We start from the raw sequence: 25,721 nt of genomic DNA on the forward strand, positions 1-25,721 counted from the left end.
GGTGAGCTCCTTTCCCCTATCTGCAAAGGTAGCAGGAAGTTAAACGAAAGGGCCCCGCTGCAGGTGCAGCGGGGCCCTTCCTGAGTTTTCCGTGGCCGTCAGGCGGCCAGGATAACCGTGATCAGCAAGTACTACTTGATGATCTTGGTGACGCGTCCCGAACCAACGGTGCGGCCGCCTTCGCGGATAGCGAAGCCGAGGCCCTCTTCCATTGCGATCGGCTGGATGAGCGCAACGGTCATCTCAGTGTTGTCGCCGGGCATAACCATTTCCGTGCCTTCCGGCAGGGTGATAACGCCGGTGACGTCCGTGGTGCGGAAGTAGAACTGCGGGCGGTAGTTGGAGTAGAACGGGTTGTGACGTCCGCCTTCGTCCTTGGAGAGGATGTAGACGTTAGCCTCGAAGTCGGTGTGCGGGGTGATGGAACCCGGCTTGACGACAACCTGGCCACGCTCGACATCGTCGCGCTTCAGACCGCGGAGCAGGAGGCCACAGTTCTCGCCGGCCCATGCTTCGTCGAGCTGCTTGTGGAACATCTCGATACCGGTAACCGTGGTCTTCTGGACCGGGCGGATGCCGACGATCTCGACCTCGGAGTTGATGGCGAGGGTTCCACGCTCGGCGCGGCCCGTAACAACGGTGCCACGGCCGGTGATCGTGAAGACGTCTTCGATCGGCATCAGGAACGGCTTGTCGCGGTCACGTACGGGGTCCGGAACGGACTCGTCGACAGCAGCCATCAGGTCCTCAACGGACTTGACCCAAACCGGGTCGCCTTCCAGAGCCTTCAGGCCCGAAACGCGGACAACCGGAGCTTCGTCGCCGTCGAAGCCCTGCGAGCTGAGCAGCTCACGAACTTCCATTTCGACGAGGTCGAGGAGTTCCTCGTCGTCGACCATGTCAGCCTTGTTCAGCGCGACCAGCAGGTAGGGAACACCAACCTGGCGGGCGAGCAGAACGTGCTCACGGGTCTGAGCCATCGGGCCGTCAGTGGCCGCAACCACGAGGATTGCACCGTCCATCTGGGCTGCACCGGTGATCATGTTCTTGATGTAGTCAGCGTGACCCGGAGCGTCTACGTGTGCGTAGTGGCGCTTCTCGGTCTGGTACTCAACGTGGGAGATGTTGATGGTAATGCCGCGCTGACGCTCTTCGGGAGCAGAGTCGATCGACGCGAAGTCACGCTTCTCGTTGAGAGTCGGGTACTTGTCGTACAGCACCTTGGAAATGGCGGCCGTCAGCGTCGTCTTACCGTGGTCAACGTGACCAATGGTACCGATGTTAACGTGCGGCTTAGTCCGCTCGAACTTTGCCTTTGCCACAGGTTCCTCCTAGAACGTTTTCAAATGACTTACCCTTCGACCGCGCTTGTCGCGGCAGAAACTCCAGTAAGTCTACTTGGGGGGCTTTGGATTGGTGAAATTGCAGATTCAGGTACTAATGCTAGTGCCTAGAGCCTGTTCGTGCAGGCGGCCTGGCTCCGGCCTGGCCGGATTACAGCTGACCGGAGTCCGGCCACTTGCACCAGATGAGTCTCCGCTGGCGGAAACGCATCCGAGTTTTTGCTGCTGCGATGCGTCCTGAGGACTACTCGCCGCGGCTCTTCTGGATGATCTCGTCGGCAACTGCCTTCGGGACCTCGGCGTAGCTGTTGAACGTCATGGAGTACACAGCGCGGCCCTGGGTCTTCGAGCGCAGGTCACCGATGTAGCCGAACATGCCGGACAGCGGAACGTGCGCGCGAATGACCTTGACGCCCTGGGCATCTTCCATGGACTGCATCTGGCCACGGCGGGAGTTGAGGTCACCGATAACTTCACCCATGTATTCCTCAGGGGTGCGGACCTCGACATCCATCAGCGGTTCGAGCAGGACAGGGTTCGCCTTGCGTGCGGCTTCCTTGAAAGCCATACGGCCGGCGATCTTGAACGCCATTTCCGAGGAGTCAACATCGTGGTAGGCGCCATCGATCAGCGTCGCCTTGATGCCGACAACCGGGTAACCGGCCAGGACGCCGTCGTTCAGCGCATCCTGGATACCCGCGTCAACGGACGGGATGTATTCGCGCGGAACGCGGCCACCGGTGACCTTGTTCTCGAACTCGTACAGCTCGCCTTCGGCGGTGTCCAGCGGCTCGATCGCAATCTGGATCTTTGCGAACTGGCCCGAACCACCGGTCTGCTTCTTGTGCGTGTAGTCGTGACGCTCTACAGTCCGCTTGATGGTCTCGCGGTAAGCAACCTGCGGCTTGCCAACGTTGGCCTCGACCTTGAATTCGCGGCGCATGCGGTCCACCAGGATGTCCAAGTGGAGCTCGCCCATGCCGGCGATGATGGTCTGGCCGGTGTCTTCGTTGAGGGAGACCTGGAAGGTCGGGTCCTCAGCGGAGAGCTTCTGGATGGCCGTGGAGAGCTTCTCCTGGTCACCCTTGGTGTTCGGCTCGATGGCAACCGAGATCACGGGCTCCGGGAAGCTCATGGACTCGAGGACGATCTGGTTGGACGAATCGCACAGGGTATCACCGGTGGTGGTGTCCTTCAGGCCGATCGCTGCGTAGATGTGGCCGGCGGTAGCGCCCTCAACGGGCATTTCCTTGTTGGCGTGCATCTGGAACAGCTTGCCGATGCGCTCCTTCTTGCCCTTGGTGGAGTTGACCACCTGCGCGCCTGCTTCCACGTGACCGGAGTACACGCGGATGAAGGTGAGCTGGCCGAAGAAGGGGTGTGCGGCGATCTTGAAGGCCAGCGCGGAGAACGGCTCTTCAGAGGAAGGCTTGCGGGTCAGTTCCTTCTCTTCGTCGCGGGGATCGTGACCGATCATCGGCGGGACGTCGAGCGGGTTCGGCAGGTAGTCAACCACTGCGTCGAGCATCGGCTGGACACCGCGGTTCTTGAAGGCAGAACCACAGAAGACCGGGTAGAGCTCGGAGTTGATCGTCATCTTGCGGATGCCGGCCTTGAGCTCATCGATGGTGATCTCTTCGCCCTCGAGGTACTTCTCCATGAGTTCCTCGGAGGACTCTGCAACGGTCTCAACGAGCGTTGCGCGGTACTCTTCAGCCTTTTCCTTGAGGTCAGCCGGGATCTCGCGGATCTCGTACTTGGCACCCATGGTGACGTCACCCTTGGCGTCGCCGGGCCAAACCAGCGAACGCATGTAGAGGAGGTCGACGACGCCGATGAAGTCGTTCTCGGCGCCGATCGGCAGCTGCATGACGAGCGGCTTGGCACCGAGACGGCCGACGATGGTGTCGACGGTGAAGTAGAAGTCAGCGCCGAGCTTGTCCATCTTGTTGACGAAGCAGATGCGCGGAACGTTGTACTTGTCCGCCTGGCGCCAGACAGTCTCGGACTGCGGCTCCACGCCTTCCTTGCCGTCGAACACAGCGACTGCGCCGTCGAGGACGCGCAGGGAGCGCTCAACCTCGACCGTGAAGTCAACGTGGCCGGGGGTGTCAATGATGTTGATCTGGTTGTTTTCCCAGAAGCAGGTCACGGCGGCAGACGTGATGGTGATGCCGCGTTCCTTTTCCTGTTCCATCCAGTCAGTCGTCGAAGCGCCGTCGTGCGTTTCGCCGATCTTGTGGTTCACACCCGTGTAGAACAGGATGCGCTCGGTAGTGGTGGTCTTGCCGGCATCAATGTGGGCCATGATGCCGATGTTGCGGACCTTGCTAAGGTCGGTAAGCACGTCCTGTGCCACGGTGTCTCCCTTTCGGATGGACTGCACGTTCGCCGCCGGCTCAGTCGAGCCGGCGGCGTCCGGGAAGTATTACCAGCGGTAGTGTGCGAAGGCCTTGTTGGACTCGGCCATCTTGTGGGTGTCTTCGCGACGCTTCACAGCGGCACCGAGACCGTTGGAGGCATCCAGAATCTCGTTCTGGAGGCGCTCGGTCATCGTCTTTTCGCGGCGGGCCTTGGAGTAGCCGACCAGCCAACGCAGAGCGAGGGCAGTGGAGCGGCCGGGCTTGACCTCAACCGGAACCTGGTAGGTGGCGCCACCAACGCGGCGGGAGCGAACCTCAAGCGAGGGCTTGACATTGTCCATGGCCTTCTTGAGGGCTGCAACGGGGTCGCCGCCGGACTTGGCGCGAGCACCTTCGAGGGCACCGTAAACGATGCGCTCTGCAGTGGACTTCTTGCCGTCAACCAGCACCTTGTTGATGAGCTGGGTGACCAGCGGGGAGCCGTAAACGGGATCTAGAACGAGCGGCCGCTTGGGGGCCGGACCCTTGCGAGGCATATTACTTCTTCTCCATCTTTGCGCCGTAGCGGCTGCGGGCCTGCTTACGGTTCTTGACACCCTGGGTATCGAGGGCGCCACGGACGATCTTGTAGCGGACACCCGGGAGGTCCTTCACACGGCCGCCGCGGACGAGCACAATGGAGTGCTCCTGCAGGTTGTGGCCTACACCGGGGATGTAAGCGGTGACTTCAATGCCACCGTTGAGGCGCACACGTGCAACCTTACGCAGAGCCGAGTTCGGCTTCTTCGGGGTGGTCGTGTAAACGCGGGTGCAAACACCGCGGCGCATCGGGCTGCCCTTAAGCGCGGGGGCCTTGGTCTTGGAGACCTTAGGCGTGCGGCCCTTGCGGACCAGCTGGTTAATCGTAGGCACTCTCGTGTTCTCCGTTTTATCCGGAGCGGCCGTTGGCGGCCGCTCTCTTGTCGCTGCGCCTCGCCGCCCGAGCTTTGAAGTTCTCTCCAGAGCAGCTGAGGCGAAGCCTTAATAGTCGGACCGCACGCCGGGGCTCAAGGACTTTCGATCCCGAACCGCCCCTAGGCATGCGAAAATGTGGCATACGTTGCACAAGAACCCTGCAAACCGGAAACGTCGTCCTGGTCATATCTTTCAGCTGCAAGCTGTCTGACTAAAACCGGCGCACTCATCCACTGCCACAATAACAATTAGTCTCAAGTCTAACACGGACGGGCCCCAGCCCTTAATCGGGGCCCCTCTCCCCAACTAGAAGGCCCCGTTCCCACCAGGGGTGGGAACGGGGCCTCTCATTCACTCAGCTAACGGTTAGCGGAAGTCGCTGCCGAGATCGTAGTCATCCAGCGGGATGGCGTGGAACTCGGGAGCTCCGTCGCCACCCAGGGTGTCGTAGGAGAAGTCACTGAATGCGCTGGGGCCGGTGAACAGGTTGGCCTTTGCTTCTTCAGTGGGCTCCACGGTGACCTCGGTGTAGCGCGGCAGACCAGTGCCGGCCGGGATGAGCTTACCGATGATGACGTTTTCCTTGAGGCCGAGCAGCGGATCACTCTTGCCTTCCATGGCCGCCTGCGTCAGGACGCGGGTGGTCTCCTGGAAGGAAGCTGCGGACAGCCAGGACTCGGTCGCCAGGGACGCCTTGGTGATGCCCATGAGCTCGGGACGGCCGGAGGCCGGCGCCTTGCCCTCGGACACAACGCGGCGGTTGGCATCTTCGAAGCGGCTGCGTTCGGCAAGCTCGCCGGGCAGCAGGTCCGAATCACCGGACTCGATGACCGTGACGCGGCGCAGCATCTGGCGGACGATAACCTCGACATGCTTGTCGTGGATACCGATGCCCTGGCTGCGGTACACGCCCTGGACCTCGTCCACCAGGAACTTCTGCGCGGCACGGGGACCCATGATGCGCAGCACCTGCTTGGGGTCGACCGGGCCGTTGATGAGCTTCTGGCCGACGCTGACGTGATCGCCGTCTTCGATGAGCAGACGCGAACGGCGCAGCACCGGGTAGGCGATCTCTTCGGATCCGTCGTCCGGGGTGATCACCAGGCGCATCTGCCGCTCGGTCTCCTCGATGGCGATGCGGCCGGCTGCTTCAGCAATCGGTGCAACACCCTTCGGAGTACGGGCTTCGAAGAGCTCCTGGATACGGGGCAGACCCTGGGTGATGTCGTCGCCGCCGCCGGCGGACACTGCACCACCGGTGTGGAACGTACGCATGGTCAGCTGGGTACCCGGCTCACCGATCGACTGTGCCGCGATGATGCCCACGGCTTCGCCGATGTCGACGGTCTTCCCCGTGGCCAGCGAACGGCCGTAGCACAGGGCGCAGGTGCCGACGCTGGACTCACACGTTAGCACGGAGCGGACCTTGACCTCGGTGATGCCGGCTGCGAACAGTTCGGCAATGACGACGTCGCCGCAGTCGGTGCCGGCTGCTGCCAGGACCTTGCCCGAGGCGTCGACGACGTCCACGGCCAGGGTGCGGGCGTACGCACTGTTCTCGACGTTCTCGTCCAGGACGAGCTCGCCGTTGGCGTCTGCGACGGCGATCGCGGTCATCAGGCCGCGCTCGGTGCCGCAGTCCTCTTCGCGGACGATGACGTCCTGCGAAACGTCCACCAGACGACGGGTCAGGTAACCCGAGTTGGCGGTACGCAGGGCGGTGTCGGCCAGGCCCTTACGGGCACCGTGCGTGGCGATGAAGTATTCCAGCACCGACAGGCCCTCACGGTAGGAGGACTTGATCGGACGCGGGATGATTTCACCCTTCGGGTTGGCCACCAGGCCACGGATACCCGCGATCTGGCGGACCTGCATCCAGTTACCACGTGCACCGGAGGACACCATGCGGTTGATGGTGTTCATCGGCGACAGGCTGTCGCGCATCGCCTGGGCGATCTCGTTGGTTGCCTTGTTCCAGATCTCAATCAGTTCCTGGCGACGCTCGTCGTCGTCGATCAGGCCCTTGTCGTACTGGCCCTGGATCTTGGCGGCCATGGTCTCGTAACCGGCGAGGAGCTCCGGCTTGGACTTGGGCACCTCGATGTCGGAGATGGCGACGGTGACGCCTGAACGGGTTGCCCAGTAGAAACCGGCGTCCTTCAGGTTGTCCAGCGTTGCCGCGGTGACGACCTTCGGGTAGCGCTCGGCGAGGTCGTTCACGATCCGGGACAGCTCGCCCTTGTCGGCAACATCCTCCACCCACGGGTAGTCCGCGGGCAGCGTCTGGTTGAAGATGACCTGGCCGAGGGAGGTCTCGACCAGTGCGGTCTGACCCGGCTCCCAGTCCTCCGGTGCTTCCCAGCCGGCGTAGGGCACGAAGCCCTCGAGGCGGATCTTCACCTTGGAGTTCAGGTGCAGCTCGTGCAGGTCGTAGGCCATGATGGCTTCCGCAACCGAGGAGAAGACCCGGCCTTCGCCAGCTGAACCGACACGTTTGGTGGTCAGGTGGTAGAGGCCGATGATCATATCCTGCGACGGCAGGGTCACCGGGCGGCCGTCAGACGGCTTCAGGATGTTGTTCGAGGACAGCATGAGGATGCGGGCCTCGGCCTGGGCCTCGGGGCTCAGCGGCAGGTGGACTGCCATCTGGTCGCCGTCGAAGTCGGCGTTGAAGGCGCCACAAACCAGCGGGTGCAGCTGGATTGCCTTGCCTTCGACGAGCTGCGGCTCGAACGCCTGGATGCCGAGACGGTGCAGGGTAGGTGCACGGTTCAGCAGCACGGGGTGCTCGGTGATGATCTCTTCGAGAACGTCCCAGACCTGCGGGCGGTAACGCTCGACCATGCGCTTGGCCGACTTGATGTTCTGTGCGTGGTTGAGGTCAACCAGGCGCTTCATCACGAACGGCTTGAAGAGCTCCAGGGCCATCTGCTTCGGCAGACCACACTGGTGCAGCTTCAGCTGCGGGCCGACGACGATGACCGAACGGCCCGAGTAGTCGACGCGCTTGCCGAGGAGGTTCTGGCGGAAACGGCCCTGCTTGCCCTTGAGCATGTCGCTCAGGGACTTCAGCGGACGGTTGCCCGGTCCGGTGACCGGACGGCCGCGGCGGCCGTTGTCGAAGAGGCTGTCAACAGCTTCCTGAAGCATGCGCTTCTCGTTGTTGACGATGATCTCCGGGGCGCCGAGGTCAAGCAGGCGCTTGAGGCGGTTGTTGCGGTTGATCACGCGGCGGTAGAGGTCGTTGAGGTCGGAGGTCGCGAAGCGGCCACCGTCCAACTGGACCATCGGGCGCAGTTCCGGCGGGATCACCGGGACGGCGTCCAGCACCATGCCGAGCGGGCTGTTGTTGGTGGTCAGGAAGGCGTTGACCACCTTGAGCCGCTTCAGGGCGCGGGTCTTGCGCTGGCCCTTGCCGTTGGCGATGATGTCGCGCAGCATGTCGGACTCGGCCTGCATGTCGAAGCTCTCAAGACGCTTCTTGATGGCTTCGGCACCCATGGAGCCTTCGAAGTACATGCCGTAGCGGTCGCGCAGTTCGCGGTACAGGCCTTCGTCGCCTTCGAGGTCTGCGACCTTGAGGTTCTTGAAGCGGTCCCAGACCTGCTCGAGTCGCTCGATTTCGGCGTCGGCACGCTTGCGCACGTTCGCCATCTGGCGGTCGGCGGAGTCGCGGGCCTTCTTCTTGTCGGCAGCCTTGGCGCCTTCGCCTTCGAGGCGGGCGAGCTCGTTCTCGAGGTCGCGGGCGATCGTGGCGATGTCCGAGTCGCGGTTGTCGATCAGCTGCTTCTTCTCGATGTCGTGCTCAACCTGGAGGTTGGGCAGTTCTTCGTGGCGGCTGTCGGCGTCGACGCTCGTGATCATGTAGGCGGCGAAGTAGATGACCTTTTCGAGGTCCTTCGGTGCCAGGTCAAGGAGGTAGCCCAGACGGGACGGAACACCCTTGAAGTACCAGATGTGCGTGACCGGGGCGGCCAGCTCGATGTGGCCCATGCGCTCACGGCGGACCTTGGCGCGGGTGACCTCAACGCCACACCGCTCGCAGATGATGCCCTTGAAGCGCACGCGCTTGTACTTGCCGCAGTAGCATTCCCAGTCGCGGGACGGGCCGAAGATCTTCTCGCAGAAGAGTCCGTCCTTCTCGGGCTTGAGCGTGCGGTAGTTGATGGTTTCCGGCTTCTTAACCTCGCCGTACGACCAGCCGCGGATGTCTTCCGCGGTGGCGAGGCCGATCTGCATGAGGCCGAAGGAGGATTCGCTGGACATATGGTCCCTGTTCTCTCTTGTTCTCTAAATTCTGAAGTCTTGGGTTACGGGAAGAGGGAGGTGACGCCGGGGAAAAGACAGCGCGGTGGTGCCGCTTGCTTTTCCCCGTACGCCGCCTGACTAGACCTCTTCTACGGAACTGGGCTCTGCACGAGACAGATCGATGCCCAGTTCTTCCGCAGCCGTGAAGACTGCGTCATCAGAGTCACGCATTTCAATTGTGGTTCCGTCCGTGGAAAGTACTTCCACGTTCAGGCACAGCGACTGCATTTCCTTGATCAAGACCTTGAAGGACTCAGGAACGCCCGGCTCCGGGATGTTCTCGCCCTTGACGATGGCTTCGTAGACCTTCACACGACCGTGGATGTCATCCGACTTGATCGTGAGGAGCTCCTGGAGCGTGTAGGCGGCGCCGTAAGCTTCGAGCGCCCACACTTCCATTTCACCGAAGCGCTGGCCACCGAACTGTGCCTTACCACCCAGCGGCTGCTGCGTGATCATGGAGTACGGGCCGGTTGAGCGCGCGTGGATCTTGTCGTCCACCAGGTGGTGGAGCTTCAGGATGTACATGTAGCCGACCGAGATCGGATCCGGGAACGGCTCGCCGGAGCGGCCGTCGAACAGGCGGGTCTTGCCCGAGGAGTTGATCAGGCGGTCGCCGTCGCGGGTGACGTTCGTGGAATCGAGCAGGCCCGTGATTTCCTCTTCACGCGCACCGTCGAAGACCGGCGTTGCGACAGTGGTCTGGCCACTTTCGCGCGGCAGGTTCGGCAGCTGCTTGACCCATTCGGGCTCGCCTTCGATCTTCCAGCCGGTCTTGGCAACCCAGCCGAGGTGCGTTTCCAGCACCTGGCCGACGTTCATACGACCCGGAACACCCAGCGGGTTCAGGACGATATCAACGGGGGTGCCGTCAGCAAGGAAGGGCATGTCCTCGACCGGCAGGATCTTGGAGATAACACCCTTGTTGCCGTGACGGCCGGCGAGCTTGTCGCCGTCGGTGATCTTGCGCTTGGCGGCCACGTACACGCGCACCAGCTGGTTGACGCCCGGGGGCAGCTCGTCGTCGTTGTCGCGGTCGAAGACGCGGACACCGATCACGGTGCCGGACTCGCCGTGCGGAACCTTCAGGGAGGTGTCGCGCACTTCGCGGGACTTCTCGCCGAAGATGGCCCGCAGCAGGCGCTCTTCCGGGGTCAGTTCGGTCTCACCCTTGGGAGTGACCTTGCCGACCAGGATGTCGCCGGCTTCAACTTCGGCACCAATGTGGATGATGCCGCGCTCGTCCAGGCCCGCCAGGACCTCCTCAGACACGTTGGGGATGTCACGGGTGATTTCCTCGGCACCAAGCTTGGTGTCGCGGGCATCGATCTCGTGCTCCTCGATGTGGATGGAGGACAGGACATCCTCGGCCACGATGCGCTGGGAGAGGATGATGGCGTCCTCGAAGTTGTGGCCTTCCCATGACATGAATGCCACGAGCAGGTTCTTACCGAGGGCGAGCTCGCCCTGGTCCGTTGCCGGGCCGTCGGCGATGATGCCGCCGACTTCCAGGCGCTGGCCTTCGTTTACCAGGACACGGTGGTTGTAGCAGTTGCCCTGGTTGGAGCGGGCGAACTTGTTGATGCGGTAGTTGGTTTCCGTGCCGTCGTCGTTGAGCATGATGACCAGCTCAGCCGAGACCTCGGTGACCACACCGGCCTTCTTCGCGATGACAACGTCACCGGCGTCGACGGCGGCGGCGCGTTCCATGCCGGTACCGACGAACGGTGCCTCGGAACGGACCAGCGGCACGGCCTGGCGCTGCATGTTGGCACCCATGAGTGCACGGTTGGCATCGTCATGCTCGAGGAACGGGATCAGGGCGGTAGCCACGGACACCATCTGGCGCGGGGAAACGTCCATGAACTCGACGTCGGCGGCCGGAACCAGCACGGGCTCGCCTCCACCACCGCGGGCACGGACCAGGACGGTCTCTTCGGCGAAACGCTTGTTCTCGTCGAGGGGTGCGTTGGCCTGGGCGATCAGGACCTCGGCCTCGTCGTCGGCCGTGAGGTACCTGACCTCATCGGAAACGACGCCTTCGGCGACCGTACGGTACGGGGTCTCGATGAAGCCGAACGGGTTGATGCGTCCGTAGGAAGCCAGCGAACCGATCAGGCCAATGTTCGGGCCTTCAGGAGTTTCGATGGGGCACATGCGTCCGTAGTGGGACGGGTGCACGTCACGGACTTCCATGCCGGCACGGTCACGGGACAGACCGCCCGGGCCCAGCGCGGACAGGCGGCGCTTGTGGGTCAGGCCGGAGAGCGGGTTGTTCTGGTCCATGAACTGGGACAGCTGGGAGGTTCCGAAGAACTCCTTGATGGCTGCCACCACGGGACGGATGTTGATCAGGGTCTGCGGCGTGATGGCCTCGACATCCTGGGTCGTCATGCGTTCGCGGACAACGCGCTCCATGCGGGACAGGCCGGTGCGGACCTGGTTCTCGATGAGCTCGCCGACGGCGCGGATGCGGCGGTTGCCGAAGTGGTCGATGTCATCGATCTCGACGCGCAGCTCGTGGTCCTGGCCGTCGCGCTTGCCCATGAGGGTCTTCTCGCCGGCGTGCAGCGCAACCAGGAACTTGATCATGGCCACGATGTCTTCAACGTGCAGGACCGAAGCTTCCTTGTCGCCAAGGGAGCGGTCGATGCCAAGCTTGCGGTTGATCTTGTAACGGCCAACCTTGGCCAGGTCGTAGCGCTTGGAGTTGAAGTACAGGTTGTCCAGCAGGGACTGGGCAGCCTCAACCGTGGGCGGCTCGCCCGGGCGCAGCTTCCGGTAGATATCCAGCAACGCGTCTTCGCGGGTCTCGGTAGCGTCCTTCTCCAGCGTGGCACGCATGGAGTCGTACTGGCCGAATTCCTCGAGGATCTGGCCTTCGGTCCAGCCGAGGGCCTTCAGCAGTACGGTGACGGACTGCTTGCGCTTGCGGTCAAGACGGACGCCGACCTGGTCGCGCTTGTCGATTTCAAGTTCGAACCAGGCGCCGCGGGAGGGGATGATCTTCGCGGTGAAGATGTCCTTGTCACTGGTCTTGTCCGCGGTGCGCTCGAAGTAGGCGCCCGGGGAGCGGACCAGCTGGGAGACGACGACACGCTCGGTGCCGTTGACGACGAAGGTGCCCTTCTCGGTCATCAGCGGGAAGTCACCCATGAACACGGTCTGCTGCTTGATTTCGCCCGTGTTGTTGTTCATGAATTCGGCCTTGACGTACAGCGGAGCCGAGTACGTTGCGTCCCGGTCCTTGCACTCGGCCATCGTGTACTTGGGGTCAGCGAACTCCGGCTCGGAGAAGCTCAGGGACATGGTGCCCTGGAAGTCTTCGATCGGGGAGATCTCTTCGAAGATGTCAGACAGACCCGACGTGGTGGCGACGCTGAGGTCGCCTTCTTCGACGGCCTTCGCAACGCGCGCCTGCCAGCGTTCGTTTCCGACCAGCCAGTCAAAGCTGTCGGTTTGCAGGGCGAGCAGATTCGGAACATCAAGGGGTTCGTGAATCTTTGCGAATGAGAGCCGGCGAGTTGCACCGTCGGTGCTGTCGGCATTGATAGCGGTAGCGTTGTTTACATTAGAGGTGCTCGAGGCGACCAAGAGGGATCCTTCCACAGACCTTCAGGCGTTGTCAGATCTCCCCCGTTATGTACCCTGCGGAATGACTCCGCAGTGCTACCAGTCCGGTTCCGCTATATGACCCGGGACCCGCACCGCCCATGCTGGTGCACGTTGTAGACGGCACATTGATGGAACAGCTGTCAGGCTAAGCCCACCGCTATATGAAGGCTGAAGGTAAACAGGGAAGACGCAAATATCTACGATACGGCAAAGCAACCTACTTGTCTACCCCACTTCCGGCGGGATTGCAAGCACGAAGTTTTGGCGGGCGTCCCGCAGGGTCGGCGGCGGGACTGTCGGCGGACCGCGCGGCGGGGATGCCGGCGCGCCGGACGCGCGCCGTGAGGACACCGGCGCCCCCGGCCGCGAACGAATGGATAGGTGATCCGGCCCACGCTAACGTAGCTGTTAAGTCGTTCGTAGATCGGAAGAGAAGACCATGAGCAATCCTGCAGACAACAACGATGTTGTGATCCTCGCCGCCGCCCGCACCCCCCAGGGACGCCTGAACGGACAGCTGGCCACCTTCACCGCCGTCGAACTTGGCACCCATGCCATCCGGGCGGCCCTGGCCGCCAGCGGCGTCGCAGCAGACCAGGTGGACACCGTGATCATGGGCCAGGTCCTGCAGGCGGGAGCCGGTCAGAATCCGGCGCGCCAGAGCGCCGTCGGTGCCGGCATCGGCTGGAACGTTCCCACCGTCACCATCAACAAGGTCTGCCTGTCGGGCCTGACCGCGGTGATCGACGCAGCCCGGATGATCCGCAGCGGGGACGCCACGGTGGTGGTGGCCGGCGGCCAGGAGTCCATGACCCGCGCGCCGCATCTGCTGCCGGGTTCCCGCCAGGGCTGGGCCTACGGCACGGTCCAGGCCCTCGACGCCGCCGCGCACGACGGGCTGACCGACGCCTTCGACGGGCAGTCGATGGGGCTGTCGACGGAGAGCAAGAACCTGGTCCTCGGCATCGACCGGGCTGCCCAGGACGAAGTGGCGGCCGCGTCGCACCAGCGGGCGGCCCGGGCGGCGAAGGACGGCGTCTTCGACGGCGAGATCGTCGCGATGAGCGTCCAGCAGCGCAAGGGCGACCCGATCGCCGTCACCTCCGACGAGGGGGTCCGACCGGACACCACGGTTGAATCACTGGCCGGTCTGCGTGCCGCCTTCGCCACGGACGGGACCATCACCGCGGGCAACTCCTCTCCCCTGTCCGACGGCGCCGCCGCCCTGGTGCTCAGCAGCCGGAAATTCGCCGAGGACCACGGCCTTGACTACCTCGCGGTGGTCGGCAAGCCCGGCCAGGTCGCCGGGCCGGACAATTCACTGCACTCCCAGCCGTCCAACGCCATCAAGAGCGCCCTCGACAAGGCCGGCTGGTCCGCCGCCGACCTCGATTTCATTGAGATCAACGAGGCCTTCGGCTCCGTGGCGGTGCAGTCGCTGAAGGACCTCGACTACCCGCTCGAACGGTGCAACATCCACGGCGGGGCCATCGCCCTCGGCCACCCGATCGGCGCCTCCGGCGCCCGGCTGGCCCTGCACGCGGCCCACGAGCTCAGGCGCCGGGGCACCGGCAAGGCGGCCGTGTCGCTGTGCGGCGGAGGGGGCCAGGGCGAGGCGCTGCTGCTATACCGCGACTAGACCGACAGCCGAGTCAAAGCAGCCATGCCAGAGCAGGCGAACCAGCGCAGGAGAGCCAGGAAGAGGCCTTAACCGGAATGGCAGAGCAGAGAACACCGGGCGGCGGCCGCGAGCGGTTCCTCGCCGACGCCGCGGCCCGCGGCCTGGAAGTCGAGATCGTCGAACGCCTTGCGGCCCGCAGCCTCGAGGAAGCGGCCGGGATCCTCGGGATCCGCCCCGCGGATATCGTGAAGTCCCTCGTGGTCAGGCACAAGGACGGCAGCTTCCTGTTCGCTTTGGTCCCCGGCGACCGGCAGATCTCCTGGCCCAAGCTGCGGGCGCTGCTGGGCGTCAACAAGCTCTCGCTCCCGGCGGCGGACACCGCGTTCGAGGCCACGGGGTACGAGCGCGGGACCATCACGCCGCTGGGCAGCAGCCGCCCCTGGCCGGTGTATGCCGACCGGACCATCACGGGCCGGCGGATCTCCATGGGCGCCGGGGAACACGGCTACAGCGCCTTCGTGGACGCCGACGCCCTAACGGCGGCACTGGGCGCCGTCGTCGCTGATATCACCGAACCCAGCTAGCCCGCGCGGGTTAAAAGCCGCGTTGCTATCCCCGGACGCAGGAAACCCCGCCCACCTGAGGTGGACGGGGTTTCCTGTAAGCAGTGCGGACCGCGAGGATCCGGACGGCAAGAGTTACTTGAGGGTAACGGTGGCGCCAGCTTCTTCGAGCTGAGCCTTAGCCTTCTCGGCAGCTTCCTTGGTGGCGCCTTCGAGAACAGCCTTGGGTGCGCTGTCAACCAGGTCCTTGGCTTCCTTGAGGCCCAGGGAGGTGATGGCGCGAACTTCCTTGATCACTGCGATCTTCTTGTCGCCAGCAGCTTCGAGGATGACGTCGAAGTCGGTCTTCTCTTCGGCTTCCTCAGCGGCGCCGCCACCGGCGGGGCCGGCGACTGCAACAGCAGCAGCGGTAACTTCGAAGGTCTCTTCGAAGAGCTTGACGAACTCGGAGAGCTCGATGATGGTCAGTTCCTTGAAAGCTTCAATGAGCTCTTCGTTGCTGAGCTTCGCCATGGTGTGGCGTCCTTCCTATAGTGGTGCCCGGCGGCCCTAGGGCTCGCAGTGGCACCGGAGTCTTTTGGAGAAGAGGATTAGTTCTCTTCGGGGGCTGCGGCTTCGGCCGGTGCTTCGGCCTCGGCTGCTGCATCTGCTGCGGGAGCTTCTTCAGCGGCGGGTGCTTCGGCAGCTGCCGGTGCACCGTTCTCTTCTTCAAGCTTGAGGCGCAGTGCGTCGATGATGCGTGCAGCAGCGGCAGCGGGAGCCTTGAGGACACCTGCAACCTTGGCGAGCTGCAGCTCACGGGACTCGAGTGCTGCCAGGGCAGCAACTTCGCTGGCGTTCAGTGCCTTGCCCTCGAAGTAACCGGTCTTGATGACCAGCTGCTTGTTGGCCTTGGCAAAATCCGTCAGGCTCTTGGCAGCGGCAACTGCGTCACCCTTGATGAACGCGATTGCAGTGGGGCCGGCGAGCTGACCGTCGAATGCTTCGACACCAGCTTCCTTGGCTGCAATGGCGGTCAGGGTGTTCTTGACGACCGAGAACTTGGTTTCCTGGCCGAGAGAAACACGCAGCTGCTTGAGCTGTGCAACGGTGAGCCCGCGGTATTCGGTCAGGACAGCGGCGGTCGATTCCTTGAAATCGTTAGTGATCTCAGCTACTGCTGAAACCTTGCTAGGCGTTGCCATAACCCTCCTTCCGGGGATAGTGCCGGTGTGTCCGGGTCCCCGCTCAAGAGAGCTAAAACTAAAAACGCCCCGCGCAGATGCACGGGGCTTGTCTCGACGCAGTCCATGACCGCGGAGCTTTGCTTCGTTCACCTGCGCCGGCCGCCCTATGTTCAGGGTCCTTCGTCCGGAAACCCACTGCGTTCTCCCGGCGCGGCTGCAGAAGTGAGCCTTGCTTGGGAGAGTGGATTTCCAACAACCGACGGTCTTTGGTAGTTCAAGCTTACGGGACACGCGCGTGTGGTCCAAATCGGGTCGGCTCCCGCTCGCTTCGGGCGGGCCCTCAGCTGACAGACGGGCCGAAGTCGGGCAGTTCTTTCTGCCAGAGCCCAGTCACGCCGGCCGTGGTGAAGCCGAGCTGCTGGTTGACCTTCAAGAGGTAGCGGTTCTCCGGGGCGTTCCACGTGTACAGTACCCGCGCATCCGGGAACTGTTCGCTGAGCCGTTCCATGTTGGAGACCTTGATCAGCAAGCCAAGCTTGTTGCCGCGGTGTTCCTGCAGCACCACGGTGTCGTCCTGGAACACGACGTCGGGGCGCAGCGCCAGCACACTGATGGTGGTCAGGCCCACCAGCGTTCCGCTGGCGATGTGTTCGACGGCGGTCACCACAGTCCGGCGCCCCTGCGCGATGGTGACCTCCTCCGCCTCCCGGAGGATGCCGCCGTCGAACACCATATCCTCGGCGTCCGGCCCCGGCACTTCGTCCTCGCCTGCCTGGTTCTCCAGGGCTGCGACGGCCTCCAGCCACTGGTCCGGACAGCGGTCCGTCCAGTGGTGCAGCCGGTAGCGGCCGGCGTTGGCTTCCTCGGCCTCCGTCTCCAGTTCGGCGACGAGTTTGCTGTCCAGCGGCAGGGCGCAGGAACTGAACTGTTCAATGTGCTGCAGGGTGTAGCCGGTGTGGCGGGCGAATTCCACCTCGCGGCTCCCCAGTGGCACGAACCCGACGCCGCTGCCGGGCACGAGCTGTTCGGCATCGGGATCTGTCAGCGTCGATCCCGGGTGATTGGTGTCGATCAGAATCGTGTGGCGGCCTTCGTCCCGGGCGAGATGCTCCGCGGCTTCGAGCAGCTGCCGCCCCACCCCCTGGCGCCGGAATTCCGGCAGGATGTCGAGGGTGAACTCCGCGAGGTCGAGGTTGTCCACGAGCGGCAAGGCGATGTCCGCCGTCCCGACGATTTCGCCGTCGATCTTGGCCACGAGGATTACTTGGCGTTCATACGGGTCGGCCATTTCCAGCAGCTTTTCCAGCGGCGCGTACGCGAGGTCATCGGTGCCCCAGGTTTGCATCCGGACCCTACGTCCCACCTCGACGGCGGCGAGGAAGTCGGCGGCGTCGGGCCCGTCAAGGGAATCGGGGATCCAGAGCTGCTCAATCCGTACTTCGCTTGCCATAGAGGGCACCACCCCAGCCGTTCTGCCGCCCACCACCGGTTCGGCCCGGCACAAACCGGGCCTTCAACCGCCAGCATATGCTGGTTTAGTCCCCTATTCCATTGGTTTCCCGTCATTGGTGCTCCGTTGCCATTCGCCGTCGTAGCCGGCGGGTTTGAACCCCAGCGCGATGTTGATGCCGAGCATATGGTCGTTTTCGGCGGCATTGAAGGTGATGACGCGCCGCACGGCGGGGTGGCCGTCCTGCAGTCGGCGCAGGTTGAGGATCTTGATCAACATGCCCAGCCGGCGGCCCCGGTGGCCGGCCGCGACAAGGGTGTCGTCCTGGTCCGCCAGCCAGGGTTTGTCGGCCGCAACATGGAGGACAGTGTAGGCGGCCAGCTCGCCTGTGGACCGGCGCCGGGCCGCCGCCACTAGGGAGGACTGGCCCGCCCGCCGCCATGTGTCCTCGACGTGGCGCACCCGCGCGACGTCCCAGGTTTCCGGCTCGTAGCTCAGCGCGCCGGTGGGGGCGTCCGTGCTCATGCGGGACATCAGCACGGCGAGCTGGGCGGCGTGTTCATCGGGACAGGCATCGGTCCAGTGCAGGAGTTCGTAGTCCCCCGCGCGGGCCCGGGCGTCCCGCTCCAGGGCGTCGAGGTCCGCGGCGCACGGAATCTCAAGCGAGCTGAACCGCTCCACCTGCTCCAGTCGGTATCCGGCCTGCCCGGCGAACCTTACGCTGCGGGCACCGGCGGGAAGCGCGCCGGTCCCGGTCGCGGGTTTGATGAGGTTCGGGCCGTCGACGTCGAAATCGGCCGGGTGCTCCGTGAAGGTCTGCAGAATCGTGCGGCCGTGGGCGGCAGCCAGGGCCTCGGCGTGCTGTAGCAGCGCCCGCCCGATCCCCCGCCCGGCGAAGGAATCGAGGACGTTCACATACAGCAGCGCGCTGCCAAGGTTGTCCTGCAATTCGCAGCGGACCCACGAACGGGCCGCCATCCGCCCGTCGACTCGGACGAAAAAGAGCCTCACGCGGCTGTAAGGGGTGTCCCGCCAGAACTGGAGCCGGGCTGCCGCTGAGGCTGCACGGTCCAGGTTCCCCCAGGTCTGCAGCTCGAGCTCATCGCAGAGTTCCGAGAATTCGCGGAACTCCGCTGCGTCGGGGCCCTCCGCCGAAGCGGGCAGAGTTAGTTCCTCGATGAAGTAAGGCGGCTTAGTCACCGGCACAGCTTAACTGGCACGCCAGGACACACCCAAGCCCCCGTGGCTGGCTGGCGGCGGCCGGCCGGCCCGCCGGTCGGGCCCGCAGCGGAAGCATGACGGCGGGTGACCGCGCCGGCGTCGGGAAGCACGACGGCGGGCGACCGCGCCGGAAACGGCGAAAGGCCGCCCCGCGGTAGCGGGACGGCCTTTCGCTTGGTACGGCAGACGCCGTCGATCCTTGAGGCTTAAGCCTCGGTCAGGACCTTGGTGACGTTGGGGTCAACCGAGATGCCGGGGCCGAACGTGGTGGCCACGGTGGCCTTCTGGATGTAGCGGCCCTTGGCAGCGGACGGCTTGAGGCGCAGGACCTCTTCCAGTGCTGCGGCGTAGTTCTCGGCCAGCTTGATGGCGTCGAAGGACACCTTGCCGATGATGAAGTGCAGGTTCGAGTGCTTGTCGACGCGGAAGTCGATCTTGCCGCCCTTGATGTCGTTGACGGCCTTGGCGACGTCAGCGGTCACGGTGCCGGTCTTCGGGTTCGGCATCAGGTTACGCGGGCCCAGAACCTTACCCAGGCGGCCAACCTTGCCCATGAGGTCGGGGGTGGCAACGGCGGCGTCGAAGTCGGTCCATCCGCCGGCGATCTTTTCGATCAGGTCATCGGAACCAACGAAGTCGGCGCCGGCTGCGATTGCTGCCTCAGCCTTGTCGCCCGTTGCGAAAACGAGGACGCGGGCGACCTTGCCGGTGCCGTGGGGCAGGTTGACGGTGCCGCGGACCATCTGGTCGGCCTTACGCGGGTCAACGCCCAGGCGGAAAGCTACCTCAACGGTGGCATCGAACTTGGACGGGTTGGTGTCCTTGGCGAGCGTCACTGCCTCGAACGGCGCGTAGAACTTCTCCGCGTCGATCTTGGCGGCGGCTGCCTCATATGCTTTGCTGCGCTTTGCCATGCTGCTTATTTCTCCTTGTGCAGTTGTGGTCTGCGGACCGCGCTGGGCCCTGCCACAGGCGGGATTCCGGCCGGTTTTCCGTTCCGGGTTCCCGCTTTTCAATGTTTAGGTGGTGCCGGTTGCCCGGCGGGGAAGGCTATTAGCCTTCGACGGCATCTGACTTGTCGAAAGTCTGCGGGACTCACTTCCGGCGAGTGCTTCGTTCCTCAGCCCTCACCGTCCGTTCATTCCTCGACTATTCGACGGTGATACCCATGGAGCGGGCGGTGCCGGCAATGATCTTCGCTGCGCCTTCGAGGCTCGTGGCGTTGAGGTCTTCCATCTTGGTGGAGGCGATCTCGTTGACCTGGGCCTGGGTCAGCTTGGCAACCTTGACGGTGTGCGGGGTAGCCGAACCCTTGGCGACGCCTGCAGCCTTCTTGATGAGCTCTGCAGCCGGCGGGGTCTTAGTGATGAACGTGAACGAACGGTCTTCGTAGACCGTGATTTCCACGGGGATGACGTTGCCGCGCTGGGCTTCCGTTGCAGCGTTGTACGCCTTGCAGAATTCCATGATGTTGACACCGTGCTGGCCAAGCGCAGGACCGATCGGCGGGGCCGGGTTAGCGGCACCTGCCTGGATCTGCAGCTTGATGAGGCCGGTGACCTTCTTCTTGGGAGCCAATGTAGGTCCTTCTCTCAAATACGTCCTGGGGCACAGGAGCGTGCCTCAGGTTGGTGGCCGCCATGGCAAGGCGGCCGGCCGCTCCGCGGCTGCTAAGCGGGCAGCCCGGGGCGAATTCTAGGGGGTCAGCTAGATCTTGCTGACCTGGTTGAACGCCAGGGTGACCGGCGTCTCGCGCTCGAAGATGGAAACCAGCACCACGAGGGTCTGGGAATCGATCTTGATCTCGGAGATCGTGGCGGGGAGGGTCTCGAACGGGCCTTCCTTGACGATGACGGATTCGCCAACCTCGAAGTCGACATCCACCTGGGCGGCCGCGTGCTTGACCGGCTTGCCCTTCTCGGCCTGCTCTTCCTCGAAGACCGGGGCGAGCATGGAGAAGACCTCATCGAGGCGCAGCGGGACCGGGTTGTGGGCGTTGCCCACGAAGCCGGTGACGCCGGGGGTGTGGCGGACGGCGCCCCAGGAAGCGTCCGTCAGGTCCATCCGGACCAGGACGTAACCGGGGATGCGGACGCGGTTAATGACCTTGCGCTGAGCGTTCTTGATCTCAACGACTTCCTCCATCGGAACCTGGATTTCGAAGATGTAGTCTTCCATGTCCAGGGTCTGGATGCGGGTCTCAAGGTTGGCCTTGACGCGGTTCTCGTAGCCGGCGTAGGAGTGGATGACGTACCAGTCACCCTCCTGGCGGCGCAGCTTGCCTTTGAATTCCTCGGCGGGGTCGACGTCGGCCTTGGCGGCCGCCGCTGCCAGCACGTCGGTGTCCTCTTCAGCGTCAGCGCCTTCTTCAGCGTTGACGTCGTCGGCTTCTGCAGTCTCTGCGTCTTCGTCCGCGGCTACGGCCTCGTCAGTGACGTCGGATTCGGGCGCAGCAGACACGGCCTCGGACTCTTCCACGGCTTCCGCCGTGGCGTCCTGGCTTTTATCCAGCTCAGTCTCAGTTACCTCGAGCTCCTGCTCAGACACTTGGTCTCCTGCTTCCTCATTGCCTAACATGCCTATTTAAATGGCTCAATTCCGCACACCCCGCGGACTTTCCGGTTTCCCGGGGCCTCCACGCGGTCTGCGGACCGGTCGCCTTAGCTGTTCGTGGCGCCGCCGCCGCCGAAGACCCAGCCGACCGCGGTCCCGAAGGCCAGGTCCAGCAGGGTGACGATCACCATCATGATGGTCACGAACACCAGCACCACGAGCGTGTAGTTGATCAGTTCTTTGCGGGTCGGTGCGACGACCTTCTTCAGCTCGCCAATGACCTGGCGGATGAAGATCGCGATGCGAGCGAAGAAGCCGGGCTTGGCGGCATTCTTGGCGGGGCGGCCTTTGGAGCTGCTGGCAGCTGTTTCGGTCACCTGGTCCTCACTCATCCTCGCAATGATCGGATACCCGGCTCGGAACTGAACCATGGTTGCTGCGCTTGTTCCGGTTGATCCGGAACAGCATGCGCAGGGCAGACAGGACTCGAACCTGCAACCTGCGGTTTTGGAGACCGCTGCGCTACCAATTGCGCCACTACCCTTCGGGGCGAAAATCCGCTCCGGCCGATACGTTCCGCAGGCTTCCCTGAGGCGCAGGCCATCATCGTGTTTTCAACACCGGAGAACCAGTCTACGCAACAACTGCGCCTACGTCGAACCGGCCCTCATCCGGACCCCTGCACGCCTCACAAAAACAACCAACAACCGTCAGTCACATTTCCGTTTTGGCTCCGCGGGGGATCCGGTGAACAGCATAGAGTAGATCTCGTCGAATCCCACATCCAGCCTTCCAGCTGCAAGCGAAGAACGGACCCGCCCATGTCTGCTGCCCGCATCTCCCAGCGCATTTCCGCTATTGCCGAATCCGCCACTCTGGCCGTCGACGCGAAGGCGAAGGCGCTGAAGGCAGCCGGCCGGCCGGTCATTGGCTTTGGCGCCGGAGAGCCCGACTTCCCGACCCCGGGCTACATCGTGCAGGCCGCCATCGAGGCCGCGAGCCAGCCGAAGTACCACCGCTACTCCCCCGCCGGCGGCCTGCCGGAGCTGAAGCAGGCCATCGCGGACAAGACGTTCCGCGACTCCGGGTACAAGGCCGAGGCCGCCCAGGTGCTGGTGACCAACGGCGGCAAGCAGGCCGTTTACAACACGTTCGCCACCCTCCTGGATCCGGGCGACGAGGTCATTGTTCCCACCCCGTTCTGGACCACCTACCCGGAGGCCATCCGGCTGGCCGGCGGCGTGCCCGTGGAGGTCTTCGCGGGCCCGGAACAGGAATACCTCGTCTCGGTGGACCAGCTGGAAGCCGCCGTCACCGACCGCACCAAGATCCTCCTCTTCGTCTCCCCCTCCAACCCCACGGGGGCCGTGTACTCGCCGGAGCAGGTCAAGGAGATCGGCCAGTGGGCGGCGTCCAAGGGCCTGTGGGTTGTCACGGACGAGATCTACGAACACCTGACCTACGACGGCGTGCCGTTCACGTCGATCGCCACTGCCGTGCCCGAGCTCGGCGACAAGGTGGTCATCCTCAACGGTGTGGCTAAAACCTATGCCATGACCGGCTGGCGGGTGGGCTGGATGATCGGGCCGGCGGATGTCATCAAGGCCGCCACCAACCTGCAGTCCCACGCGACGTCGAACGTGTCCAACATTCCCCAGATCGCCGCCCTCGCCGCGGTGTCCGGGCCGTTGACCGCCGTCGATGAGATGAAGGTGGCCTTTGACCGCCGCCGCAAGGCGATCGTGGCGGGCCTGAACGCCATTGAGGGCGTTGAATGCCCGACGCCGAAGGGCGCCTTCTACGTGTACGCCGACGTCCGCGCGCTGCTGGGCAAGGAGTTCCCGTCCGCGAACGGTCCGGTCCGCCCGGCCACCTCGGCCGAACTTGCGACGCTGATCCTCGACGAGGTTGAGGTGGCGGTGGTTCCGGGCGAGGCCTTCGGCCCGTCCGGCTACCTGCGCCTGTCCTACGCACTGGGAGACGAAGACCTGGCCACCGGCGTCAACCGCCTGCAGGACTTCCTGGGCAAGGCCAAATAGGACCCTCCCTCACTTTTCGCAGGAAAATCACGGACGCTCCCGCACCTGTGGCGTGTTCCAACCCGGCCCTCCCGCACCTGTGGCCTGTTCCAACCCGACCCTCCCGCACCTCTGGCGTGTTCCAGCCCGACCCTCCCGCACCTGGATGTGCGGGAGCGTCCCGCGTGAAGGCGCCGGACGTGCGGGAGCGTCGGTCGTTAGCGAGCCGGACCTGTGGGAGCGTCCGGCGTTTAGACGCCAAACGTGCGGGAGCGTCCGGCGTTTAGACGCCAAACGTGCGGGAGCGTCCGGCGTTAAGACCCCAAACGTGCGGGAGCGACCGGCGTTAAGGCGCCGGACGTGCGGGAGCGTCCGGTGTAAAGGCGCCGGACGTGCGGGAGCATCGCTAGAGGAGGCGGCGTTCGGCGGCCCACCTGGTGAGCTCATGGCGGCTGGAGAGCTGGAGCTTGCGCAGCACCGCTGAAACGTGGGTTTCCACTGTCTTGATCGAGATGAACAGTTCCCTGGCCACTTCCTTGTAGCTGTAGCCGCGGGCAATCAGGCGCATCACTTCAAGCTCCCGCGCCGAGAGCTTGTCCAGCTCGTCGTCCGCGATGTCGGCGGGGGCGGTGCCAAAGGCGTCCAGGACAAAGCCGGCCAGCCGGGGCGAAAAGACGGCGTCGCCGCCTGCGACCCGCCGGACGGCGGCACTGATCTCCTCCCCGGAAATCGTCTTGGTGACATAGCCGCGGGCACCCGCCCTGATCACGGACACCACATCTTCCGCCGCGTCGGAGACGCTCAGGGCCAGGAACCGTGTCGCGCCCAGCAGCGGCGCCGAACCCGCCAACACCTCCCTGCCGCCACCGCCGCGGCCGCCGGGAAGGTGGACGTCCAGGAGCACGACGTCGGGTAGCTGGGCTGCGATGACGGCCACGGCCTCTTCCACGGTGCCGGCCTCGCCGGCGACGACGATGTCCGGATCAAGGTCCGCCTTCAGCCCGGAGCGGAAGATGGCATGGTCGTCCACGATCACCACCCGGGTCGGGGCAGGGTTCCCGGCTGCGGGCGTTCCGGCACGGGTTTCCGGGGCTGGGCTGGTCACGGTGTGGCCTCTCCGTTGGTCTGGTTGGCGGCAGCCGCCGCAGTTCCGGCAGCTGCGGCGGTGGTGAGGGGCAGCCTGAGCCTCACCTCTGTGCCGTCCCGGCTGCTGATGATCGCGGCCGCGCCGCCGTGGCGGTTCATCCGCCCGATGATCGACTCCCGCACGCCAAGCCGGTCAGAAGGAACCGAATCCGGGTCGAAGCCCGGGCCCCGGTCCTTGACGAAAATTTCCGCGGCGTCGTCGGCGACTTCCAGGTAGACGGAGACGGTGCCGCCGCCATGGCGGGCGGCGTTCAGCATGGCTTCGCGGGCTGCCTGGACAAGGGCCTCATGGCGCTGGGTCATGACGCAGTCGCCCACGCTGACCACTTCCACCGCCTGCCCCAGGGCATCTTCGACTTCCGCCGCCGCGGCCTTGAGGCCTTCGGACAGCTTGCCGGATTCCTTGTCGGCATCCCGGTACAGCCAGGCCCGCAGTTCGCGCTCCTGGGCCCGGGCCAGCCGGATGACGTCGTGCTCATTGCCGGCCCGGCGCTGAATCAGGGCGAGGGTCTGGAGCACGGAGTCGTGCAGGTGCGCGGCGATCTCGGCACGCTCGGTGGCACGGACACGTCCCGCGCGCTCGGTTTCCAGGTCCCGCCAGAACTTCAGCCCCCAGGGCAGCAGCACCAGGGCCACGCCGCCGAGTACGGCCACCGAGGCCAACAGGGCCAGCCAGGTCTGTTCCCAGGATCCCGAGCCGGACACCATCACCAGCACGCCTGCCACCACCAGCGCGAGCCCGGCCGCGAGTCGCGCCCAGCCGCCGGCCTGGTCGGCCTTGGTTTTGTCGACGAGCCCGGCGCGGCGCGTCTCGTCCAGCTGCATCCAGGCGATTGCGGCGCCGCCCAGGATGGCGGCTACGGGGATCAGGGTGCCCAGCGGCACGTCAACGCCGAGGAGCCGGGCAATCAGGATGCCGGCGGCCAGCAGCAGGCCCGCGCCCAGCAGGATCTCTTTGCCGAAGGGCAGGCCCGGAGCCTTGGACCACCAAGACCCCCGTGGCGCTGCCCCTTGGGGGCCGGTCCCCTCCGGTCCCGCCTCCTGCCGTCCCGTCTCTTGCGGTCCGGGCCCGTGCGGTCCGGTCCTTCGGGTGCCAGGCGTGCCCGGTTTTGCGGGCCCGGCGGGGTCGCTGACTGCCGGAGCGATGGGCGACGCCGGACGGCGGGCGTTGCGCCTGGCGTTTTCGTCCGCGGTGGGAACCATGATCCAGAGCCAGGCATAGAAGGCCACCCCGGCTCCGCCGGCGAGCGCGGCCACCGCCATGCCGATTCTGACCATGTGCACGGGCCAGCCCAGGTGGTTGGCAAGGCCTGCACAAACGCCGGCGATGACGCGGTCGCTGCTGCGGACCAGCGGCGGGCGGGCAGGCGCGGTTGTCATGCATCAATCCAAGCACGGAT

General features: G+C 64.6%; 19 protein-coding genes and 1 tRNA gene. 3 read left to right on the forward strand and 17 right to left on the reverse strand.

From position 1 onward, the window contains the following. Positions 1-131: 131 nt before the first annotated feature. From tuf to rpoB, 6 genes are all read right to left on the reverse strand, one after another. A complete protein-coding gene (tuf, locus tag ACFVVK_RS16150) occupies positions 132-1,322 on the reverse strand; it encodes an elongation factor Tu (RefSeq protein ID WP_018773660.1) in 1,191 nt (396 codons plus the stop codon). 265 nt (positions 1,323-1,587) lie between these two features. After that, entirely contained in the window at positions 1,588-3,702 is a 2,115-nt protein-coding gene (gene fusA / locus ACFVVK_RS16155; RefSeq protein WP_390268983.1) for an elongation factor G, read from the reverse strand. Between the two features lie 69 nt (positions 3,703-3,771). Beyond that, positions 3,772-4,242 (reverse strand): 30S ribosomal protein S7, encoded by a 471-nt coding sequence (gene rpsG, locus ACFVVK_RS16160; RefSeq protein ID WP_026531948.1) that lies wholly within the window; start codon positions 4,240-4,242, stop codon positions 3,772-3,774. A gap of 1 nt (position 4,243) precedes the next feature. Then, positions 4,244-4,618, reverse strand: coding sequence for a 30S ribosomal protein S12 (gene rpsL / locus ACFVVK_RS16165; protein WP_003803830.1), 375 nt, complete (start codon positions 4,616-4,618; stop codon positions 4,244-4,246). Positions 4,619-5,026: 408 nt separating this feature from the next. After that, complete coding sequence (locus ACFVVK_RS16170; protein WP_390268987.1) at positions 5,027-8,926, reverse strand: DNA-directed RNA polymerase subunit beta'; 3,900 nt, start codon at positions 8,924-8,926, stop codon at positions 5,027-5,029. A gap of 120 nt (positions 8,927-9,046) precedes the next feature. Further along, positions 9,047-12,562, reverse strand: a complete 3,516-nt coding sequence (rpoB, locus tag ACFVVK_RS16175) for a DNA-directed RNA polymerase subunit beta (protein WP_390268990.1) — start codon at positions 12,560-12,562, stop codon at positions 9,047-9,049. Between the two features lie 460 nt (positions 12,563-13,022). On the opposite strand from rpoB, the gene ACFVVK_RS16180 reads away from it, so the two are divergent. Continuing rightward, the gene (locus ACFVVK_RS16180; protein WP_390268993.1) at positions 13,023-14,222 is read left to right on the forward strand and encodes an acetyl-CoA C-acetyltransferase; all 1,200 of its coding nucleotides are present in this window, start codon (positions 13,023-13,025) and stop codon (positions 14,220-14,222) included. 77 nt (positions 14,223-14,299) lie between these two features. Next, positions 14,300-14,788, forward strand: a complete 489-nt coding sequence (locus ACFVVK_RS16185; protein WP_390268996.1) for an aminoacyl-tRNA deacylase — start codon at positions 14,300-14,302, stop codon at positions 14,786-14,788. Positions 14,789-14,902: 114 nt separating this feature from the next. Here the strand turns inward: ACFVVK_RS16185 and rplL are convergent, their stop codons facing one another. From rplL to ACFVVK_RS16230, 9 genes are all read right to left on the reverse strand, one after another. Beyond that, positions 14,903-15,280: a 50S ribosomal protein L7/L12 gene (gene rplL / locus ACFVVK_RS16190; RefSeq protein WP_102973696.1), complete on the reverse strand. Its 378-nt coding sequence runs from the start codon at positions 15,278-15,280 to the stop codon at positions 14,903-14,905. Positions 15,281-15,357: 77 nt separating this feature from the next. Then, positions 15,358-15,951, reverse strand: coding sequence for a 50S ribosomal protein L10 (gene rplJ, locus ACFVVK_RS16195; protein ID WP_208749506.1), 594 nt, complete (start codon positions 15,949-15,951; stop codon positions 15,358-15,360). 322 nt (positions 15,952-16,273) lie between these two features. Then, complete coding sequence (locus ACFVVK_RS16200; protein ID WP_390269001.1) at positions 16,274-17,383, reverse strand: GNAT family N-acetyltransferase; 1,110 nt, start codon at positions 17,381-17,383, stop codon at positions 16,274-16,276. A 93-nt stretch (positions 17,384-17,476) separates the two neighbouring features. Beyond that, positions 17,477-18,583: a GNAT family N-acetyltransferase gene (locus tag ACFVVK_RS16205; RefSeq protein WP_390269004.1), complete on the reverse strand. Its 1,107-nt coding sequence runs from the start codon at positions 18,581-18,583 to the stop codon at positions 17,477-17,479. 227 nt (positions 18,584-18,810) lie between these two features. After that, on the reverse strand, positions 18,811-19,518 hold the full coding sequence (rplA, locus tag ACFVVK_RS16210) for a 50S ribosomal protein L1 (protein WP_390269007.1): 708 nt from the start codon (positions 19,516-19,518) through the stop codon (positions 18,811-18,813). A gap of 235 nt (positions 19,519-19,753) precedes the next feature. Beyond that, entirely contained in the window at positions 19,754-20,182 is a 429-nt protein-coding gene (gene rplK / locus ACFVVK_RS16215; RefSeq protein WP_043483056.1) for a 50S ribosomal protein L11, read from the reverse strand. A gap of 129 nt (positions 20,183-20,311) precedes the next feature. After that, a complete protein-coding gene (gene nusG / locus ACFVVK_RS16220; protein ID WP_390269010.1) occupies positions 20,312-21,151 on the reverse strand; it encodes a transcription termination/antitermination protein NusG in 840 nt (279 codons plus the stop codon). Positions 21,152-21,264: 113 nt separating this feature from the next. Then, positions 21,265-21,549 (reverse strand): preprotein translocase subunit SecE, encoded by a 285-nt coding sequence (secE, locus tag ACFVVK_RS16225; RefSeq protein WP_390269013.1) that lies wholly within the window; start codon positions 21,547-21,549, stop codon positions 21,265-21,267. Positions 21,550-21,628: 79 nt separating this feature from the next. Beyond that, positions 21,629-21,701, reverse strand: a tRNA-Trp gene (locus ACFVVK_RS16230). A gap of 277 nt (positions 21,702-21,978) precedes the next feature. On the opposite strand from ACFVVK_RS16230, the gene ACFVVK_RS16235 reads away from it, so the two are divergent. Then, complete coding sequence (locus tag ACFVVK_RS16235) at positions 21,979-23,196, forward strand: pyridoxal phosphate-dependent aminotransferase (RefSeq protein WP_390269016.1); 1,218 nt, start codon at positions 21,979-21,981, stop codon at positions 23,194-23,196. Positions 23,197-23,581: 385 nt separating this feature from the next. Here ACFVVK_RS16235 and ACFVVK_RS16240 read toward each other — a convergent pair whose 3' ends face one another. Both ACFVVK_RS16240 and ACFVVK_RS16245 read right to left on the reverse strand, forming a co-directional pair. Next, positions 23,582-24,214 carry a LuxR C-terminal-related transcriptional regulator gene (locus ACFVVK_RS16240; protein WP_390269134.1) on the reverse strand — a complete coding sequence of 211 codons (633 nt, stop codon included), beginning with the start codon at positions 24,212-24,214 and terminating at the stop codon, positions 23,582-23,584. A 62-nt stretch (positions 24,215-24,276) separates the two neighbouring features. After that, on the reverse strand, positions 24,277-25,701 hold the full coding sequence (locus tag ACFVVK_RS16245) for a PspC domain-containing protein (protein WP_390269019.1): 1,425 nt from the start codon (positions 25,699-25,701) through the stop codon (positions 24,277-24,279). Positions 25,702-25,721 lie beyond the last annotated feature (20 nt).

Source organism: Arthrobacter sp. NPDC058192, from assembly GCF_042883665.1.
In the GTDB taxonomy this organism is placed as follows: domain Bacteria; phylum Actinomycetota; class Actinomycetes; order Actinomycetales; family Micrococcaceae; genus Arthrobacter.

Coding starts and splice junctions, on each gene's coding strand:
- ACFVVK_RS16185 (WP_390268996.1), top strand. CDS start 14,300: ATGGCAGAGCAGAGAACACCGGGCGGCGGCCGCGAGCGGTTCCTCGCC.
- ACFVVK_RS16180 (WP_390268993.1), top strand. CDS start 13,023: ATGAGCAATCCTGCAGACAACAACGATGTTGTGATCCTCGCCGCCGCC.
- rplA (WP_390269007.1), bottom strand. CDS start 19,518: ATGGCAAAGCGCAGCAAAGCATATGAGGCAGCCGCCGCCAAGATCGAC.
- ACFVVK_RS16170 (WP_390268987.1), bottom strand. CDS start 8,926: ATGTCCAGCGAATCCTCCTTCGGCCTCATGCAGATCGGCCTCGCCACC.
- rplL (WP_102973696.1), bottom strand. CDS start 15,280: ATGGCGAAGCTCAGCAACGAAGAGCTCATTGAAGCTTTCAAGGAACTG.
- rpsG (WP_026531948.1), bottom strand. CDS start 4,242: ATGCCTCGCAAGGGTCCGGCCCCCAAGCGGCCGCTCGTTCTAGATCCC.
- secE (WP_390269013.1), bottom strand. CDS start 21,549: ATGAGTGAGGACCAGGTGACCGAAACAGCTGCCAGCAGCTCCAAAGGC.
- ACFVVK_RS16235 (WP_390269016.1), top strand. CDS start 21,979: ATGTCTGCTGCCCGCATCTCCCAGCGCATTTCCGCTATTGCCGAATCC.
- ACFVVK_RS16245 (WP_390269019.1), bottom strand. CDS start 25,701: ATGACAACCGCGCCTGCCCGCCCGCCGCTGGTCCGCAGCAGCGACCGC.
- ACFVVK_RS16200 (WP_390269001.1), bottom strand. CDS start 17,383: ATGGCAAGCGAAGTACGGATTGAGCAGCTCTGGATCCCCGATTCCCTT.
- rplJ (WP_208749506.1), bottom strand. CDS start 15,951: ATGGCAACGCCTAGCAAGGTTTCAGCAGTAGCTGAGATCACTAACGAT.